This is a genomic window from Nocardia implantans, from assembly GCF_035544775.1.
Classification (GTDB): Bacteria; Actinomycetota; Actinomycetes; order Mycobacteriales; family Mycobacteriaceae; genus Nocardia; species Nocardia implantans.
Genome location: NZ_JAYKYQ010000002.1, coordinates 63,315 through 81,182, shown reverse-complemented (window position 1 = coordinate 81,182; position 17,868 = coordinate 63,315). Strand labels below are relative to the sequence as shown.

Sequence of the window (17,868 nt, the reverse complement as noted above, 5' to 3'; positions counted from 1 at the left end):
GAGAACGACAGGGAACGCTGGAGCCGGAAGCCGATGCCGGGCCGTGCGAACGAGACCAGGGGGTCGACCAGCAGATCGTCGGTGTCGTCGTCGGGCGCGTGCCCGGCGAGGTCGCGCCGCGCCTGCTGCAAGGTGGCGAGCAACTCGGCTTCCCTCGGGTCCGAAGGCAGGCCCGCGTCGTAGACAGCGGCCCACGCGTCGGCCATCGCGGCGCCCGCCCGGTGGCGCAGATCGATGGCGGGGGTTCCCGCCTCTCGCGCCGCGGCATAGGCCTCGACCGCCCGGACCGCCGTGCCGACCGCCACGCGTTCGGGTTTGCGGTGGTCCCGCAGCACCCCGGCCATCGAGACGACGATCGACGCGACGACACCGCAAGCCGTGCAGAACAGCAGTGTCGCCACCGCGGTCCCGGCCTCCGCGGCTTTCATCGCACCCGCGCAGACCAGCGCGAAGAACAACGCCCCGGGCGGGCCAAGCCGCAACGCGTCGATGACGAACACGGCCACGACCGCGATCGCCGACACCATGGCGACCATGAGCAGGGACGAGCCGAAGCCCGCGTCCAGCAGGCCGCCGATCGCCGCACCGGAGCCGACCGCGGCCAGCAGCGCCGCACCCGCGGCGAGGACGACCCTGCCGCGCACTCGGAACGGCCGTCCCTCCCCGTAGAGCACGGCGAAGGCGCCGAACATGACGAACACCGCCACATCCGGATGACCGGCGCCGGTGATGATCGCGGCGGGTACGGCGAACGCCAGCGCGGCGCGCGATGCCACGCTCCACCGCCGGCCCGCGGGCGGCAAGGCGAACAGCAGCGAGCCGACTCGGCCTTTCGGTGGCACCGGATCCGGGTATGTCGCGGCCACCTGCTGTCCTTTCCGTTCTGGACGAACCACCTGAAGCACACACTAGATTCGGGGCATGACCGCCGATGCTCATCTTCCGCTACCCCCGCGCGTCCACGCCTTCGGCGACGACGCGCTCGGTGATCACGACGCCGTCGCCTTGGCCGCGCTGGTGCGCGACGGCGCGGTCTCGCCGCGCGAACTCGCCGCCGCCGCGGTGGCGCGCGCCGAACAGGTGGAACAGCTGGCGGCCGTCGCCTACCGGAGTTACGCGCAACCGCTGCTGCCCGCCGAGCGGAGCGGCGCCTTCTACGGCGTGCCCAGTTTCGTGAAGGACAACACGGACGTGGCCGGCATGCCGACCAATCAGGGCACGGCCGCGTTCCGCGCGCGGCCGGCCCGTGCGCACAGCGGCTACACCCGGCAGTTCCTCAGCACCGGCCTCACCGTGCTCGGCAAGAGCGCCATGCCCGAGTTCGGCTTCAACGCCAGCAGCGAGACCCCGCACCTCGCGCCAACGCGCAATCCCTGGCACACCGGCCATTCGGTGGGCGGCTCGTCGGGTGGGGCGGCGGCGCTGGTGGCAGCGGGTGTCGTCCCGATCGCGCACGGCAACGACGGCGGCGGTTCGATCCGGATCCCGGCGGCGTGCGCGGGTCTGGTCGGTTTGAAGCCGACGCGGGGGCGGCACGTGGTGTCCGGGCTGGCGCGCACGCTGCCGGTCGACATCGTCAGTGAAGGTGTACTGACCAGGACGGTGCGCGACACGGCGGCGTACGCCGCAGCGGCCGAGAACTATTGGCGCAATCCCGCGCTCCGGCCGATCGGACACGTGGATGGTCCCCCGACCCGACGCATGCGGGTGGCGCTGGTGCTCGACAACCTCGCGGGGCCGCTGGCCGCAGGGCCTACCCGAACGGCTGTCGAAGACGTCGCACGCACACTCGAATCCAGCGGTCATTCGGTGGAGCCCGTGCCGCTGCCGTTCGACGCCACCATCGAGAGCGCCTTTCTGCACTACTGGGGCCTGCTCGCGGCCGCGATCACCACCACGGGCCGGTTCCTCGACCGCCGGTTCGACGCGCGTCGCGTGGACGACCTGACCGTCGGCCTGCGCGCTCTGTTCCTGCGCCGGGCTCTGCACGCGCCGCTGACGCTCTACCGCCTCCGCGCGGCGGCTGCCACCTATGAACAGGCGCTCGGACCCTACGACGCGGTTCTGCTGCCCACGCTCGGGCACACCACACCCGAACTCGGCTATCTCAGCCCGACCGTGCCGTTCGACGAACTCATCGAGCGGTTGCGCGCCTACGTCTGCTTCACCCCGATCAACAACATCACCGGAACACCGGCCATCACGGTTCCCGCAGGCCTGACCGACGCCGGGCTGCCCATCGGCGTGCAGTTCGCCGCCACCCGTGGCAACGAGCGCACCCTGCTGGAGCTGGCCTACCTGATCGAAGCCGAGCGGCCGTTTCCCCGTCTGGATCGCTGAGCGATTCCACCCGCGCGGGACACCCAAGCGCGGGGCCACTGCACCCGAGCGCGGGGCCTTGTTCCTCCGAGCGCGGCGCCCGTTCCCCCGAGCGCGGGGCGGGATCGCCCGAGCACGGGCCGGATCGCCCGCCCCTCGAGGGGACTCCGGACTCCCTCAGCTCTTCTGGCGCCCAGAGGCGTCGTGCTCGTGGCGCGCCGGTAGGTCAAGGCGCGACGGCGTTCGCCTCCGACGACGGACGGTCGCGATGCACCGGCCCGTGGGCGTCGTCGCAGTGGTCTTCCAGCACCGGCAGCAGGCGATGCGCGTCCACCTCGGCCGAGGCGGCAACGGCGTGGGAGTGGTCGACCTGCAAGGTGGTGTGGGTGATGCCGTAGTCGTGGTCGAGCAGGTGCTCGATCCGCTGGCGCAGGCCGTGGCAGTCGGCGCCCGGCCGGACGAGCACGTGCGCCGACAGCGCGATGTCACCGGAGGTGATCTGCCAGACGTGCAGATCGTGCACCTCGTCGACGCCATCGATGTCCACCAGGCCGCGCCCGAGCGCGTCGGGATCGACGCCGGCGGGCGCCGCCTCCAGGAAGATCCGGCCGGATTCGCGCACGAGCCCGAGCCCCGCCTTGACCATCAGCGCGACGACGATCAACGTGGCGATCGCGTCGGCCCTGGCGAAGCCGGTGGTCAGCACGACGAGACCGGCCACCGCGGTGGCGATGAACCCGTACAGGTCGTTGAGCACGTGCTGGAAGGCGCCCTCCACGTTCAGGCTGGAGCGATTGGCCTTGCTGATCGCCCAGGTGGCCGCGATGTTGACCACCACACCGGCCAGCGCGGTCGCCAGCACGAGTCCGCCGGTGACTTCGGGCGGCTCCAGCAGCCTGCGCACGGCCTCATAGGTGAGCCAGCCCGCCAGCACGAGCAGCGTGACGCCGTTGGCCTGTGCCGAGAGGATCTCGGCGCGCTTGTAGCCGTAGGTGTACTTGCCGTTCGCCGGACGCGCCGCCAGCCGGATCGCGATGAGCGCGAGGACAATGGACGCGGCGTCGGTGAGCATGTGCGCCGCGTCCGACAGCAGGGCCAGCGAGTTGGCCAGCAGGCCGATCACGACCTCGACCGACATGAAGCCGACGATGAGGGCGAGCGCGATGGTCAGCCAACGGCGATCGGCCTGACCGGAGAGCCCGTGCCCGTGCGCGTGACCGTGTTCGTGTCCCATCGACCAACCCTTCCAGCACCTGATGTATGCGCATATCTGCATCTGTTGTGGGTAGCTTAACCCACCCCGAGCGGTGCGCGACAGGGCAGCGGAGTGAACTGGATCACGTCGCATACGCCTTCGGCGTGCTATCAGCCGAACAGGGCGTGCACCGCCGCGTAAGCCGCCACGGTGGCGATCAACCCCGCCGACACACCGGCGACCACGTTGGTCACCGCGTAGAAGTACGCGCCCCGCTCGGCCAGCCGCACGGTTTCGTAGCTGAAGGTGCTGTAAGTGGTCAGCGCTCCACAGAAACCGGTGCCGAGCAACGCGAACAGCGGCGAGGACAACGCCGATCCCGCGCCGCTGAGAGCGCCGAGCACGAGACAGCCGATCAGGTTGACCGCGAAGGTTCCCCACGGAAACAGGCTGTCGCGACGATCCTGCACCGCGCGATCGATGAGATACCGCAGCGGTGCGCCGATCGCGCCGCCCACCAAGACCAGCACAACCGTCATCGAGCCGCCTTCCGCGCGCGTCGCAGGCGTTCGTATCCCGCCCTGGTAAGCCCCATGGCGACGAGTGTCGCCGACAGGGCGCAGATCAGCGTGCCCGCGAGATAACCGGCCGCGACGACGAGCGTGTCCGGCCGCAGCAGTGCGCGGATCTCGTTGGCGTAGGTGGAGAAGGTCGTGAACCCGCCCAGGACGCCGACGCCGAGAAAAGGACGCAGCCACCGATGGGCGGCCCAGATCTCGGTCACCGCGACCATGAGCACTCCGATCGCGAAGCAGCCCGCGACATTGGTGACGAAGGTGGCGAGCGGAAAGTGCCCGGGGTGAGCGGGCAAACCCTGAGCGATGCCGTAGCGAGCGAGCGCGCCGAGCGCACCGCCGAACGCGACGACGACCGACACCGGCCCGTGCGCACGCCAGAAGTCCCGCCGCCGGGCGCGGCCACGCGCGCGATCGGCGACGCCGGTCGGTTCCTCGATCAGTTCACCCGCCACGCAGATCTCTTACCCGACTGCCCGCGCCGCCGCCACCGCCGGTCACCCCGCCGCCGCGCTCACCGGCGCTCGGCCTCTCCGTCGCCGTCGTGCGCGACGAGCACCGAGCAGCCGACATGACGTGCGGCCTTCTCCGCGGTGCTGCCGATGAACCGCCCCCAGATGCCCGAGTGCCCGCTGCGCCCGAGCACCAGCAGGTCGGCGCCGTGATCGGCGGCGGCCGTCGCCAGTTCGCGCGCCGCTTGGCCCGCGCGGATCTCGGCCTGCACCGCGATGCCGCGCTGTTGCGCGGTCTCGGCGGCCGCGGCCAGCCAACGGCGGCAGGTCAGCTCGCCGATCGAGCGTTCGTCCTCGATCTCGCCGACCACCGGCCCGTAGTGCGGCAGGTATTCCTCCACCGCGACGACCGTGAGCACGGCGCGGTGCACCGTCGCCAGCTCGAGCGCCATCGTCAAGGCGGTCCTGGCGCCGGGTGAATCGTCGTAACCCACCACGATCCGCTGGAACACCTCTTCATTGTGAGCCCTCGGCCGAGCCGGAGCCAGCTTTCCGGCAACACCATGGCAATCATGCCGTGGCCGTGACCCGCTCGGCCGCGAGCACTTCGGCGGCCGCACGCTCGCCCGAGCGGATCGCTCCCTCGATGTAGCCCGACCACTCCGTCGCGGTCTCGCTGCCGGCCCAGTGGATCGGGCCGACCGGCCTGCGCAGAGCAGAACCCACGGTGGTCAGGACGCCCGGCGGGAAGAAGGCCCCGTAGCCGCCGCGCGTGTACGGATCGTCGGCCCAGACCTTCTCGTGCCACTCGATCGGTTCTCGCGCGGTGTACCCGAAGGCGCGCACGAGCGAACCGATGATCATGGCGCGTCGTTCGGCCGGGGGCAGGGCGGCCAGTCGCTGCGCGGCCCGGCCCGGCACCAGCGCGCCGAGCACGCCTGGACCGCCGGGCCGGGTGGCGTCGAAGGTGACCGGAACCGGATCGTGCAGGTTCAGCGCTTGCCCGGTGAGCAGGTCGTCACGCCAGAACGGCCGCTCGTAGACGGCGAACGCCTTCAGCACCGAGCCCATCGGCATACGCTGGGTCAGCTGGTCGCGCGCGGCGGGCAGCGGCGGGTCGTAGGCGATCCGCCCGGACAGGGTCGGCGGCACCGCCACGATCACGTGCTCGGCGTGCACCTCGCCGGAGTCGAAGCGCACCACCACGCCGTCCGCCTGCCCGCGGATGGCGGTCACCGGCGCGCCGAGACGCACCGCGCCGCCCAGTTCCGCCGCGACCGCGCGCGCCGGCCCGTCGGCGCCGTCGACGAACAGGCGGGTCACCGTCTCGGCGGTGACCCCCGCCTCGACGCCGCCCGCCGAACGGATCGTGGTCAGCAGACCGAGCATCGAGATGCTGCCGACATCGACGCACAGTTCCTCGCCGATCATCACCTCGGCCAGGTTCCGCGCCCGCCGCTCCGGCAGATTCCGGCGCAGCCAGGTCGCCGCGGTCATCGCGTCCAGCCGATCGGCGTCCGGCGCGGCCCACGGACGCGCCGGATCCAGCCGGGCGGCCAGCCGTTCCAGCCGCCACATGGCCTGTGCGAGCACGACAAGGACGAACGTCGGAAGGGGCGGACGCGCGCCGGTGAACGGCCGCCTGACCACACCCTCGACGAGGAGGTCGGCCCCTTCGGGCGGTGCGTAGGTCGCGGCGCCGTACTCCTCGGCCAGCGCGGCGAATCGCGTATGGGCGGCCGAGATCCACTGGCCGCCGAGGTCGACGGCCCATCCGTCACCGGCACGGGCGGTCAGCGTGCGCCCGCCGACGCGCTCACTCGCCTCCAGGACGACGACTTCCCGGCCCGCCGCTCGCAACGCCCGCGCCGCGCACAGCCCGGCATATCCGGCACCGACGACAACGACGTCCGCACGGTCCATGGTGGCCTCCCGTCGCCGCACCGTAACTCGACAACCACTGTCGATCACCCGTGGCCGATCCGCAACCGGCGTGGCGAGCATCGTCGCGGTCGCGGTCGCGTCGTCCTGCGCCGATGAGCCGCACGGCGCGTCGCCGCTCAGCGGGTCAGCGTGGCCAGGGCGGCGACGGCGGCCTCCTGCAAGGTCGCGGTCAGCGTGCGCGGCGGCGCCGTGACGCGTCCGCGCACCCATTGCCTGCAGTACTCCTGCGCCGGTCCGACGCAGATCGCGTGCGCCACCGGGTAGCCCTCGCCGCCCGCCTCCGCGGCGCCGAGCAGCTCCAGATACCGGCGCTGCAGCGCGCCGAAGAAGACCCGGTTGTGCTGCGCCAGTTCGGGTTCCGCGTAACCCACTACCTCGTCCGGCAGCGTGGCGAACAGGAATCGGGCCAGCTCCCTGTGGTCCTGCACCCAACCGAGATGGGCCGCGAGCATCGCGCGGATCGCCTGTTCGGCGCCTGCGTCCGGCGCGTCGAGACGCTCCAGCACCGTCCGCTGGTAATCGAGCATCCCGGAGACGTAGACGGCGGCGGCCAGTTCGGCTTTCGATCCGAACGCGTGGAACATGCTGCCGCTGGACAAGCCGAGCCGGTCCCGCACACCGGCCACCGTGAAGGACGCGTACCCCTTGGCCAGCAGCTGGCGCGTGGCTTCGGCCAGAATGCGCTCACGAGTGCGCACGGCCGGGCTACTCGCCGAACTCGGCGTCGATGCCGGAACGGACCGCGGCGAGCACCTGAGCGCGCACACGCAGTTTCGTCCCCGCGTGCGCCGCGAAGTCGATTCCGGTCAACCGGCGCGCTTCGGCCGTCGCGCGCGTGCGCAGGTCGTCGGCATCGGCCGCGAGCACGTCGAGAAAGCCCAATTCCCTTGCCTCTTGCGGCCCGACCAGCATCCCGGTGTTCGCCGCCCGGTCGAAACCGGGCGCGGTGAGCCGGTGCCGCGCCAGTTCCACACCGTAGTGCGGAATGGTCAGCCCGATCGCGACCTCGTTGAGACCCAGCTTGAAATCGCCTGTCACGCCGAACCGCACGTCCGTGGCCAGCAGCGTGAACGCGCCTTGGGCGATGGCGTGCCCCTGGCATGCCGCCACGACCGGATAGGGGAAGCCGAGCAGCCGGTGGACCAAGTCGCCGCCGGCCCGGAGGGTGCGGCGGATGTCGTCGGCGGAACGGGAGAACGTCGCCAGGTCGTAACCGGCGGAGAACACGCGCGGGCGGCCGGTCAGCAGCACGACGGCTCGGTCCGCCTCGGCCCGGTCCAAGGCGGCGGCGATGGCGCCGAGCATGTGCTCCGACATCACGTTCGCCTTGCCGTCGTCCAGCGTGACCGTGGCGACGCCGTCGTCGAGCCGGTAGGTGACGAGTTCGGTCATGACAGCCTCCTCTAGAGCAGAACTCTAGAGTAGCACTCCAGAGCCTCGCAGCTAATTGCGGGCTGCGGTCGCGGCGGCCCGAGCAGGACCAGGTGCTGCCGCCGCGAAGAGACGAAACAACGGCGCCGGATCGCCCGATACAGCAAGCACACGATGCTGCCGAAAAAGCCTGGCGCGTCCGGGCTTCGGACTAGCCTCGGGACAGGCCCAGGTGAAGGAAGCGACATGACCGCAGCAACCGCCATCCGCCCGCTGGCGCCGAGCGAGGCCATCTTCGCCAACAGCGAAGTCCTCGTCGGCTATTCGATCCGGGTCGCGGGCCGGTTGGATCTCGCCGCGCTGTCGGCGGCGTTCGAGGCCGTGGTTCGCTCCCGTCCGATCCTCGGCGCCCATCTGGAGCCGGACGGGCGCGGCGGCCACCTGCTGCTCGAATCCCCCGGCGCCGCACCCGAGCTGACGGTCGCCGCGGGCGATCCCGAACAACTGCTCACCGGCGCCCGCCTCGACCAGCGCGAGGCGCTCGCCTCGCTGTGCGTGGTCCGGGACGGCGACAGCGCGGGCGTCACGTTGGTGACTCACCACAGCATCGCGGATGCCTGTCATTCGCTGGCCGTGTTCGCCGAGCTGTTGTCCTGCTACACCGACCGCACCCGCGGCCGATCCGCCGAACTGCCGCCGCACGGCTTCCCGCGCTCGGTGGAGGAGCTGCTGCGCGAGCGCGGCGTGCGGAAGATCGGCACACCGGTCGCGCCGCACCGCCCCGCCGGCGTCGCCGGAAGCCACTCGGAGCCGGAAGATTCCGGCTACCTCGTCCCGCGCACCGCACGGTGCAGGCTGACCAGGAAGCAGACCGCCGCGCTGATCGAACTCGGGCACCGGAACAACACCACGATCAACGGCCTCGCCTCCGCCGCGATCCTGCTGACCGAAGCCGAGCTGCGCGGATTGCCGCTGACCGAACTGGCCTACACCTACTCGGTGGACCTGCGCACCCGGGTGACCCCGCCGATCGGGACGACCGAAGGCACCAACGTGCTCGGCTTCGCCAACTTCGCCCCGACGCCGACCACCGGCACGACGTTGGTCGAACTGGCCCGCGCCATCAGCGACACGCTGCGCGCGGGACTGCACACCGGCCTCGTGCAGCAGACCCCGCTGCACATTCCCGAGATCGCCGCCGGTCCCCCACCGCGCGCACCGGGCATCGTGCTGGCGACCAATTGGGGACGCGTGCAAAGGCCCGGAGTGCCGGACGAGCTGCGCATCACCGACTTCCGCTCGATCATGCTCGGCAAGCCGGACAAGACCGGGCACCGGCTGCAGCAGCCGAGCGGCACCATCATCATCAGCACCTTCGACGACCGGCTGAGCATCGAGATCCATCACCCCGAGGAGACCACGGAGGAACAGCGGGTTCGGGTACGACTGCTGACCAGCCACCTGTCGGAGTTCAGCGCCGCGGGAGCGGCGTGAACCCCGCCGCGCCCGTCAGGCGCGCGCGGCCTGCCTGCGCGACAGAGTCTGCAAAGGATCGGTGAGCACATCGGTGAAGGCCAGCTCCGCGGCGCCGAGCAAGGTGGCGTCGCCCGCGAGCGCGCTGGTGCGCAACCTGACTCGTTCACGGAGGGCTTGCAGGCCGTTCACCGCGACGCGGCTGCGCACCTGGGCCGCCGAGGCCAGATAGATCTCCCGCAGCACGCCACCGAACACCACCATCGACGGATTGAAGACGTTCACCAGATTCGCGACGCCGTAGCCGAGCCATTCGCCGACCTGGTGCAGCGCGTCGCGTGCCGCCGCGTCGCCGCGCGCGGCGGACTCGATGATCGCGTCCACCGCCGCCTGACCCGCGGGCTCGGTCCGTCCCGCCGCCGCGATCAACCCGAGCTCACCCGCTTCGACTTCGAGGCAGCCACGGGAACCGCAGGCGCACGGCCGCCCACCAGGATTGACGATCATGTGCCCGACCTCCCCGCCGTAACCGCCTTCGCCGCCGAGCAATTCGCCGTTCACGATGATGCCGCCGCCGATGCCGACGTCACCGTGCAGGTAGATCAGGTTCGCCAAGCCTTCGCCCACACCGCGTTCGCGTTCGGCCAGCGCGCCGAGGTTGGCGTTGTTACCGACCGCGACGCGGAGGCCGAGACCGAGTTCCCGCGTCAGTGCGGCGCCGAACGCGACATCCACCCAGCCGAGATTCGGTCCGTATCGCACGACGCCGTCCTGTTCGCGGACCATGCCGCAGAACGCGACCCCGACCCCGACGCACCGGGCGTCCGGCGCTGCGGCGGCGATCATCTCCCGCGCCATCGCGGCGAGCGCGGCGATCACGTCGTCCGGGTCGAACGCGCCGCCGGGGCGGGCGGCCGCGGTGCGATCGAGCACCGAGCCGCCCAGCCCGACCCGGGCGGCGGCGAGCCGGTCCGCACCGACGTCCAGCGCGACGACGTAGACGCGCTCGGCCTGCGGGCGCACCACCAGCGACGGTCTGCCCGCCCGCCCGGTCTGACCGGGCAATTCCTCGCTGACCAGCCCCGCCGCCGCCAGATCCGTGGTGAGCGCGAGGATCGTGCTGCGGTTCAACCCCATTCGCTCGGCGAGCGCGGCGCGCGACACCGCTCCGTCGCGGTGGACGTGCCGCAACAACGCGGCGAGGTTGCGCGTGCGGATCTCGTCGGGCGAAGGTGCTGCTCGCATTCACCGGGCTTTCGTCACGGGGGCTGGGATTCATCGCCGCGGGAGCGCACGCTTACGGGAGAGTGCGTCCACTCCGGCCGCCAAGAGCAGCACGAATCCTGTCACAACGAATTTCGTGCCCGCGCTGTAGCCCATCAGCCCCATGCCGTTGTTGATCACGGCGACCACCGCGGCGCCGAGCACCGCGTCCAGCATCCGCCCGCGCCCGCCGAACAGGCTGGTGCCGCCGATCACCGCCGCGCCCACCGCGGTGAGCAGCACGTCGCTGCCGCCGGTGTTCGGATCGACGGAGTTCGCCCGCGATGCCGCGATCAGCCCGCCCACCGCCGCCATCGCCGAGCACAGCACGAAAGCGGTGATCTTCACGCGATCCACCGCGATGCCCGCGCGCCGAGCCGCCTCCGCGTTGCCGCCGACCGCGTAGATGTGCCTGCCGAACGCGGTGCGGTCCAGCACGAACGTCCACAGCAGCAACAGCGCGACGATCATCGGCACCACGATGGGCATACCCGCCAGCGAGTGCACGGCCGGATTGCGGCTGCGCTCGCCGTTGAGCACCAGCACCGCCGCGCCCGCCACCAGCGCGAGCAGCGCGACCCGCAGCACGACCACCCGCGCCGCCGTGCCGGTGAGCCCGAGTTTCGCGCGCGCCCGCCACTTCCGGTACTGCACGAGGGCGAAACCCGCGATCAGCGCCGCGTACAGCACCCAGCCCAGTAGTGGCGGCACGTTCTTGTTCGCGATGGCGACGATCGTCTCGTCCCGGATGGAGATGTTGCGGCCGTTGTCCATGATCTTCAGCGCCACGCCCTGCAACGCGAGGAACGCCGCCAGCGTCACCACGAACGACGGGATCCCGATCTTCACCACGACCGTGCCGATCGCCAGTCCGATCGCAACGCCGGTGAGCAGCGAGACCAGCACCGCCGCGTACCACGGCCACCCCTCGTCGGTCAGCAGCACGGCGAGCACCGCGGCGCAGACCCCGCTGGTGAATCCGGCCGAAAGGTCGATCTCGCCCAGCAACAGTACGAAGATCAACCCCATCGCGATCACCGCGATGGCCGCGCCCTGGGTGAACAGATTCGCGAAGTTGGCCTCGGACATGAAGACCGGGCGCGCCGCCCAGAAGACGGCCGACAGCACGACGAGCGCGATCACCGACGGCAACGCCCCCATGTCGCCGCCGCGCATCCGGCCGACGTAGCCGGTCATCAGGTCGGTCACCGGCGCCGCCGGTCGCCGCTCGGTGGTCACCGCGGTCATCGGGTCACTCCGCTCGCCTCGAGGCCGAGCGCGCCGCTGCGGCCTGCCGTGATCAATTCGACGACCTGCGCGTGCGTCACGTCGGAGGTCCGTACCTGGGCGGCCATCCGGCCGAGATAGAGCGCGGCGATCCGGTCGGACACCGCGAAGACGTCGTTCATGTTGTGTGAGATCAGCACCACCGCGAGGCCCTGGTCGGCGAGTTTGCGGACCAGTTCGAGCACCTGCTGGGTCTGCGCGACGCCGAGCGCGGCCGTCGGCTCGTCCAGGATCACCACCTTGCTGTTCCACAGCACGGCTTTCGCGATGGCCACCGTCTGGCGCTGCCCGCCCGACAGGCTCGCGACCTGCTGGCGGACCGACTTGACGGTGCGCACCGACAGGCTCGCCAGCGTCTTCTCGGCGAGTTCCTCCATCGCGTATTCGTCGAGCACCAGACCGCGCCTGCGTTCCCGGCCGAGGAACATGTTCTGCACGATGTCGAGGTTGTCGCAGAGCGCGAGATCCTGGTAGACGATCTCGATGCCGAGCGCCGCCGCGTCGCGCGGGCTGTGCACCTGCACCGGCGCGCCGTCGAACAGGAATTCCCCCGCGTCGATCGGATGGGTTCCGCCGATGCATTTGACCAGCGTGGACTTGCCCGCCCCGTTGTCTCCGACGAGCGCGGTGACCTCGCCGGGATAGGCGCTGAACGCGACCTCGTGCAGCACGTGGACAGAGCCGAAACTCTTCTCTACTCCGCGTAATTCGATGACCGGCGGTTCGGACATGGGTGGCTCCTCGCCAAGGGAAGGAGCCCCTTCCGCGCTCCCCTCATCGAACCGCGGAAGGGGCGTGCGATATCAGATCCCGTTGTCCGCGCAGAGTTTCGCGAACTCGCCGGTGCACAGCTCGGCCTTGGTGACATAGCCGTCGGCCACTACGTCCTTGACGTCGCGCGGGTAGATCGGCTTGGGCTCCAGCAGCACCGACGGCACGTCGGCGTTCGACTCCGGATCGCGCACCGTGCCGTTGGTCGTGCCCTGCTCCCCTTTCACCAGCCCGACCGCGAGTTTCGCGGTCGCGTCGGCCTCCTTCTGGATCGCCTTGTAGACGGTCATGCACTGGTCGCCCGCCAGCACGTTCTGCAGGCCCTGCACCGTGGCGTCCTGCCCGCTGACCGGCACCTGGCCGTTGAGCTTCTGCTTCTTCAGCACCGCGATCGCGGCATTGGCCAATCCGTCGTTGGCCGCGACGACGCCCCCGATGTCAGGCCGTCCGGTGAGCATCTGCTCGAAGATGGTGCCCGCCTTCGTGTTGTCCCACTCCGGGACGGCCTGATCGGGGCCCTTGACGTACTGGCCCGCGTCGAATCGCGGCTTCAGCACACCGTCGTAGCCGGTCTTCAGCAGGGTGGCGTTGTTGTCGGTCGGTCCGCCGTTCAGGTACGCGACCACCGGGCGCACCGCGTTGCGATCGGTCAGGCACTGCGCGACGCCCGCACCGAGCAGACTGCCGACCTTCACATTGTCGAAGGACACGTAGTACTGCGCGCCGCCGCCCAGGGTGAGCCGGTCGTAGTCGATCACGGTGACGCCCTGCGATTTCGCCTTCTGGATCACCGCTTTGCCGGTGCCGCTGTCCAGGTTGGTCATCACCAGCACCGAGACGCCGTTGGTGATCATCTGGTCGGCGATGGTCTGGAAGGCGTTCTTGTCGCCTTGGGCGTTCTGGATATCGGCCTTGACGCCCGCGGCGTCGAACGCCTGTTGCAGGTATTTGCGATCCGCCGTCTCCCAGCGGGCGGAGGTCTTGCTGTCCGGAAGGATCACGCCGATCCGGGTTTCGCCGCCGGAGTCCCCCGAGTCGCCGCACGCGGTGAGTGTGGCGGCCAGCAGCGCGAACGACAGCGCGGCGGCGCTGAAGATGCCCTTACGCATGAGTGGGCCTTTCATCACCGGCCGAGACGATGCCCCGGCCGGTCGGAGTGGAACGAATGTTGTGGACAGCAACATATTCCACTGTGACACAGCGCACAACAGCTAATTTGTTGTTCCGGATAACAATCTCGACACGCAGACGTTCGCCGAGGTCGATGGCACCGCGGCCGGATCGGCAAGGGGCGCGGGATGGCTCGTGAACAGGGATGTCGGCCGATCCCTCCGGCCACGCCCGCGGATGCCGGAGGCATCACCCGCACTCAGGGGCGGGCACCGGACACGCCCAGGAGTCGCCCACGCGCGGAACCGACCACCGAGGAACGGGCGCATGGCGGGCCTCCGGCACAGTACCCTTGGCGGTGAATCATGGCGCGGTAGCGACAGACTGGGATCCGGGAGGGGAACAGTGGATACGCTCAGGCTCGACCCGGCGGCGGTGGCCGCCTACACCGCAATCGCGGACGCGGTGTCGAAACAATTGGCGTCGGCGGCCACGGTCGCCTCCGGCGCGGTGGATCCGGAACGGCTGGCCGCCGATCTCGGGCTCGTCGGCGCGGAATTCGCGGCGCGCTTCTCCGCGGCCGTCTCCGAACACGCCGAAGCGTTGTCGACGGCGGGCCAGCTGGTCGGCGCCTACGGCCAGGTGCTGCGCGGTTACAGCGAGAGCGCGCAGGATGTCGACGCCGCGACGGCGAGCGCGATCACCAGGTCCGGGGAGGCGTCGGCATGAGAAGCCTGATGGGACTGCGCAAACGCGCGCACGTCACCCAGCCCGCCACCGAGACCACCCGGCCGCTGAGCACCGAACCGGGCGTCGATCCGCCGATCGTCGCCGCGCTGGTCGAACCCCTTCTGACGCTTCGCTCCTCGCTCGGCACCGGCGTCGGCGTGCCGAGCGCGGCCGCGACCGGGGCGCTGTCGGCCGCTTCCACGCAGGCGGCCGACACCGAAGGTCCGCACCGGGAAGGCCTGCACGCGCTGGAGTCGACCTGGACCTCGAAGGCCGCCGACAGCGCGGTGCCCGCGATGCGCACCACGCAGACCCAGATCGGCGACATCTCCGATCGCGGTCCGGCCTATCTGTCCGTGCTCGCCGACGCGCACGCCACCTCGGGGCGCGCGGCGCGGCGGGTCGACCAGATCATCGCCGACTTCCGGCGCGACGCGCGCGAGATCCTGGACAACGCCACCTCCGCACCGGAGACCGACGCCGTCATCACCCGCGCCACCCAGGCGCTGCGCGACGCGCTCACCACCGTGACGGCCGCGCGCACCGAAATGGACGACCACACCAGGCGACTCGACGAGATGGGTCCGCTCACGGTCACCACACCGTCCGGCGTCTCCCAAGGGCAAGCCGTCTCTCCCGGCAGCACCGGTCAAGTCGTGCCCGGCACCACGGCACCCGCCACCACCCAGCCGATGGACCCGGCCATGGTCGCGCAATTGCAATTGCAGCAGCAGCTCATCTCCGCGGGAGTGGATCTGGGCACCACGGCCATCAACGCGGGCGTCGACATCGGCACGCACATCATCGACAAGATCGCCGAAGTCGGCATCCACGGCATCGACACCGTCGCGGCGGCCGCGGACAAGGCGATCCCGGAGCTGATCAACCCTGGGTCCACCACCAATCCCGGCTCGAACGGCGACGACTCGAAGAACTCCTCGAAGTTGTTCGACTTCGGCGGATCGCCGGAGCACAAGCCGTCCACCAGCGGCCCGGGTTCGGTGATCCCGCCCGGCAACTCCGCCCCCGCCGCCCGCGCGGACGTGCCGAAGCCGGAGAGCAGGCCCGCGCCCGCGGTCATCCCGCCCGCCGATTCCGCGCCGCCCGCGCCCGCGAGCAACCCCGACCATCCGGCGCACCCCGGCCCGACCGGCGGCATGGTGGTGCCGCCCGCCGCGCCGCCCGGCGGTGAGGACCACGAACACAAGCCGCGCGACGGCCAACTCGGCGTGACCATCCCGTCCGCCGTGACGGCGGTCGTGCCGGTGCTGGGCGAATTCGACGATGACGCCCCCTGACCGGGAGCATCCCAGTCAGGGCGCGGGCCAGGCCAACCCGTTCGACACGGGTCTGCCGATGCTGCGCATCCCCGCGAGCAAGCCGTCCAAACGACGTCGTTCGCCCGGGCGCCGCAAGCAGACCCGTCGTCGTGAACCGCAGTACGAGGCGCCGGAACCACCGCGTCAGCCGCAGCGGCAAGAGACCAGGCCGCGCTTCGGCGAATGGGAGCAATGGCTGGAGCCCGCACCCGCCGCGGTGCGGGCTGCGCAACCCGTTGCCCCACAGCAGCGCGGCGCACCGGCCGAGCCGGAGCAGGTCAAGGCCGAGGACAGCCACGTCCCTGCGCCCGCCGTCGTCAATCGATCCGGCATCCATCCCGGCACCCCCGTGCGGCGTCCGCGGCGCACCGATCAGCAGCGCGGCAACCGTTCGCTGACCGTCCTGATCGTCCTCGGCATCGCGATCGCCACCGTCTCGATCGGCATGGCCATGATCTACGGTTCCGAGTCGAATTCCCGCAAGCCGGCGGCGACGTCGCCGCCGCGCGCGGCCGGGCCCGCACCGGTTACGTCCACATCAACCTCGCGGGTCAGGCCGCCGTGGGCCATCGCCACGCCGGGATGCGAGCAGAAACGCACCGGCGACGTCATTTCCGGCACCGATCCGGGTGGCACCGGCAACGGCCCCGACGCCATCTTCGCCTTCGAGTACGCCTACTACGCCGAACGGTCCGGCTACCGGGCGCGCGCGGTGGTCGCCCCCGACGCCGCCGTATCACCCGCCGATCAGATCCAGCGCGGCATCAATCAGGTGCCCGCGGGCACCCGCTACTGCGTGCAGATCTCCCGGGCCGGGGACGGGCCCGACGGCCAGGCGCGGTGGGAAGTGCGTTTGACGCAGCAGTTTCCCGGCGAGGACGCGAACACCTTCACGCAGTTCATCACGACCCGAACCGGAACGGATCAAACGCTGATCACCAGCATCACGGCGGGCTGAGGGCATCCGGCCGAGACCGGCTCGTTCCGCCGCCGGTGCCGGACCACTCTTGCGAACACCAATGTTCGCCGAGCATGATGAGCGGTGAATCGACTTGCGGCAGCGATCGTTCCGACACGATCGCGAAGCGAAAGGTTGGACCGTTGCATCGCCTGATCCGGATAGCCCTCACCATCGTCGTCGCGGGCCTCATCGCGCCTTTTCTATCCGTGGCCTCCGCGCACGCGGCGCCGACGGTGCGCTGGGAGACCAGGGTGAGCGACCGGATTCTCGACATCGGAGTGTCCTCCCCGAACCTCGAGGGCCCGGACTGGTCCGTCAAGGTGGTGCGACTGCTGCTTCCCCCTGGCTGGTCCAAGGACGCCGCCCGCACCTGGCCGACGGTGTGGGTTCTGCACGGCGGCTTCGACGACCACAAATCCTGGACCGACAAAGGCGATCTGGCGGCGCTGACCGCGGGACGGGAAGCGATCTTCGTACTACCCGAGACCAGTTGGTGCAGCGCGTATTCCGACTGGTACAACGACGGCCACGGCGGCCCGCCTGCGTGGGAGAGCTACCTGTTGAACGACGTGCGCACCCTGCTGGAAACCGGCTACCGCGCCAATGCGACCCGCGCCATCGCGGGCAATTCGATGGGCGGCCTCGGGGCGATGAAGTTCGCCGCCGCCCACCAGGGATGGTTCCGCTCGGCCGCTTCCTTCAGCGGCAACGTCGATCCGCTGCACGACTCCGGCGCCCCCGGCGAACCCGACAAGCCCGGCCAGGGCTGCGCCGCCGACTGGAAACGAGTCTGGGGCGATTACACCGTCAACCGCGACATCTGGGTCGCCAACAACCCCTACAGCCGGGCCGCCGATCTCACCGGCATCCCCTTGTTCGTCTCCTACGGCAAGGGCGATCCCGTGGAATCCGCAGCCTACGAACAGAACTACCGTTTCGTGGACCGCCTGCAAGAACTCGGCGCGCAGGTGGACGAGCGCTATGTGCCCGCCCAGGGACACAACTGGGACGCCTGGAAGATCCAGATGCAGAACGCCTTGCCCATGCTGCTGTCCTCGGTGGGGGCGGGATGAGCGCGCTCGCGGCCGCGAACTGCTCC

Annotated in this window: 17 protein-coding genes; 6 read left to right on the top strand and 11 right to left on the bottom strand. The window is 70.5% G+C overall.

Annotation, left to right across the window (positions count from 1 at the left end; all coding sequences use genetic code 11):
• Window positions 1–921: 921 nt before the first annotated feature.
• Complete coding sequence (locus tag U3653_RS04625; RefSeq protein WP_195077385.1) at window positions 922–2,340, top strand: amidase; 1,419 nt, start codon at window positions 922–924, stop codon at window positions 2,338–2,340.
• A 205-nt stretch (window positions 2,341–2,545) separates the two neighbouring features.
• Here the strand turns inward: U3653_RS04625 and U3653_RS04620 are convergent, their stop codons facing one another.
• The 7 genes from U3653_RS04620 to U3653_RS04590 form a co-directional block, all read right to left on the bottom strand.
• Window positions 2,546–3,553: a cation diffusion facilitator family transporter gene (locus U3653_RS04620; protein ID WP_323123944.1), complete on the bottom strand. Its 1,008-nt coding sequence runs from the start codon at window positions 3,551–3,553 to the stop codon at window positions 2,546–2,548.
• A 131-nt stretch (window positions 3,554–3,684) separates the two neighbouring features.
• Window positions 3,685–4,053 (bottom strand): fluoride efflux transporter CrcB, encoded by a 369-nt coding sequence (crcB, locus tag U3653_RS04615; protein WP_195077383.1) that lies wholly within the window; start codon window positions 4,051–4,053, stop codon window positions 3,685–3,687.
• Window positions 4,050–4,544, bottom strand: coding sequence for a fluoride efflux transporter FluC (locus tag U3653_RS04610; protein ID WP_323123945.1), 495 nt, complete (start codon window positions 4,542–4,544; stop codon window positions 4,050–4,052). The genes crcB and U3653_RS04610 overlap by 4 nt, the downstream gene beginning before the upstream one ends.
• Window positions 4,545–4,603: 59 nt before the next feature.
• Window positions 4,604–5,053: a universal stress protein gene (locus U3653_RS04605; protein WP_195077382.1), complete on the bottom strand. Its 450-nt coding sequence runs from the start codon at window positions 5,051–5,053 to the stop codon at window positions 4,604–4,606.
• Between the two features lie 58 nt (window positions 5,054–5,111).
• Window positions 5,112–6,464 (bottom strand): flavin monoamine oxidase family protein, encoded by a 1,353-nt coding sequence (locus tag U3653_RS04600; RefSeq protein WP_195077381.1) that lies wholly within the window; start codon window positions 6,462–6,464, stop codon window positions 5,112–5,114.
• Between the two features lie 137 nt (window positions 6,465–6,601).
• On the bottom strand, window positions 6,602–7,183 hold the full coding sequence (locus U3653_RS04595) for a TetR/AcrR family transcriptional regulator (protein WP_195077380.1): 582 nt from the start codon (window positions 7,181–7,183) through the stop codon (window positions 6,602–6,604).
• Window positions 7,184–7,190: 7 nt separating this feature from the next.
• On the bottom strand, window positions 7,191–7,877 hold the full coding sequence (locus U3653_RS04590) for a crotonase/enoyl-CoA hydratase family protein (protein ID WP_195077379.1): 687 nt from the start codon (window positions 7,875–7,877) through the stop codon (window positions 7,191–7,193).
• Between the two features lie 225 nt (window positions 7,878–8,102).
• Between U3653_RS04590 and U3653_RS04585 the strand changes: the two genes are divergently transcribed.
• Complete coding sequence (locus U3653_RS04585; protein ID WP_195077378.1) at window positions 8,103–9,350, top strand: phthiocerol/phthiodiolone dimycocerosyl transferase family protein; 1,248 nt, start codon at window positions 8,103–8,105, stop codon at window positions 9,348–9,350.
• 15 nt (window positions 9,351–9,365) lie between these two features.
• On the opposite strand, the gene U3653_RS04580 is transcribed toward U3653_RS04585, so the two are convergent.
• The 4 genes from U3653_RS04580 to U3653_RS04565 form a co-directional block, all read right to left on the bottom strand.
• Window positions 9,366–10,574, bottom strand: coding sequence for an ROK family protein (locus tag U3653_RS04580; protein ID WP_195077377.1), 1,209 nt, complete (start codon window positions 10,572–10,574; stop codon window positions 9,366–9,368).
• Between the two features lie 30 nt (window positions 10,575–10,604).
• Window positions 10,605–11,840, bottom strand: coding sequence for a sugar ABC transporter permease (locus tag U3653_RS04575; protein WP_195077376.1), 1,236 nt, complete (start codon window positions 11,838–11,840; stop codon window positions 10,605–10,607).
• Window positions 11,837–12,610 (bottom strand): ATP-binding cassette domain-containing protein, encoded by a 774-nt coding sequence (locus tag U3653_RS04570; protein WP_195077375.1) that lies wholly within the window; start codon window positions 12,608–12,610, stop codon window positions 11,837–11,839. The genes U3653_RS04575 and U3653_RS04570 overlap by 4 nt, the downstream gene beginning before the upstream one ends.
• Window positions 12,611–12,682: 72 nt before the next feature.
• On the bottom strand, window positions 12,683–13,759 hold the full coding sequence (locus U3653_RS04565; RefSeq protein ID WP_195077374.1) for a sugar ABC transporter substrate-binding protein: 1,077 nt from the start codon (window positions 13,757–13,759) through the stop codon (window positions 12,683–12,685).
• 406 nt (window positions 13,760–14,165) lie between these two features.
• Between U3653_RS04565 and U3653_RS04560 the strand changes: the two genes are divergently transcribed.
• From U3653_RS04560 to U3653_RS04545, 4 genes are all read left to right on the top strand, one after another.
• Window positions 14,166–14,489, top strand: coding sequence for a hypothetical protein (locus U3653_RS04560; RefSeq protein ID WP_195043187.1), 324 nt, complete (start codon window positions 14,166–14,168; stop codon window positions 14,487–14,489).
• On the top strand, window positions 14,486–15,787 hold the full coding sequence (locus U3653_RS04555) for a hypothetical protein (RefSeq protein ID WP_195077373.1): 1,302 nt from the start codon (window positions 14,486–14,488) through the stop codon (window positions 15,785–15,787). The genes U3653_RS04560 and U3653_RS04555 overlap by 4 nt, the downstream gene beginning before the upstream one ends.
• A complete protein-coding gene (locus U3653_RS04550; RefSeq protein WP_195077372.1) occupies window positions 15,774–16,766 on the top strand; it encodes a DUF8176 domain-containing protein in 993 nt (330 codons plus the stop codon). Before U3653_RS04555 ends, U3653_RS04550 begins: the two co-directional genes overlap by 14 nt.
• A 143-nt stretch (window positions 16,767–16,909) precedes the next feature.
• Complete coding sequence (locus U3653_RS04545) at window positions 16,910–17,842, top strand: alpha/beta hydrolase (protein WP_323123946.1); 933 nt, start codon at window positions 16,910–16,912, stop codon at window positions 17,840–17,842.
• Window positions 17,843–17,868: the final 26 nt, after the last annotated feature.

What these genes read in the sequence shown, in the direction of transcription:
- U3653_RS04625 (WP_195077385.1), top strand. Translation starts at nt 922, where the DNA reads ATGACCGCCGATGCTCATCTTCCGCTACCCCCGCGCGTCCACGCCTTC.
- U3653_RS04620 (WP_323123944.1), bottom strand. Translation starts at nt 3,553, where the DNA reads ATGGGACACGAACACGGTCACGCGCACGGGCACGGGCTCTCCGGTCAG.
- crcB (WP_195077383.1), bottom strand. Translation starts at nt 4,053, where the DNA reads ATGACGGTTGTGCTGGTCTTGGTGGGCGGCGCGATCGGCGCACCGCTG.
- U3653_RS04600 (WP_195077381.1), bottom strand. Translation starts at nt 6,464, where the DNA reads ATGGACCGTGCGGACGTCGTTGTCGTCGGTGCCGGATATGCCGGGCTG.
- U3653_RS04590 (WP_195077379.1), bottom strand. Translation starts at nt 7,877, where the DNA reads ATGACCGAACTCGTCACCTACCGGCTCGACGACGGCGTCGCCACGGTC.
- U3653_RS04585 (WP_195077378.1), top strand. Translation starts at nt 8,103, where the DNA reads ATGACCGCAGCAACCGCCATCCGCCCGCTGGCGCCGAGCGAGGCCATC.
- U3653_RS04580 (WP_195077377.1), bottom strand. Translation starts at nt 10,574, where the DNA reads ATGCGAGCAGCACCTTCGCCCGACGAGATCCGCACGCGCAACCTCGCC.
- U3653_RS04575 (WP_195077376.1), bottom strand. Translation starts at nt 11,840, where the DNA reads ATGACCGCGGTGACCACCGAGCGGCGACCGGCGGCGCCGGTGACCGAC.
- U3653_RS04570 (WP_195077375.1), bottom strand. Translation starts at nt 12,610, where the DNA reads ATGTCCGAACCGCCGGTCATCGAATTACGCGGAGTAGAGAAGAGTTTC.
- U3653_RS04565 (WP_195077374.1), bottom strand. Translation starts at nt 13,759, where the DNA reads ATGCGTAAGGGCATCTTCAGCGCCGCCGCGCTGTCGTTCGCGCTGCTG.
- U3653_RS04555 (WP_195077373.1), top strand. Translation starts at nt 14,486, where the DNA reads ATGAGAAGCCTGATGGGACTGCGCAAACGCGCGCACGTCACCCAGCCC.
- U3653_RS04550 (WP_195077372.1), top strand. Translation starts at nt 15,774, where the DNA reads ATGACGCCCCCTGACCGGGAGCATCCCAGTCAGGGCGCGGGCCAGGCC.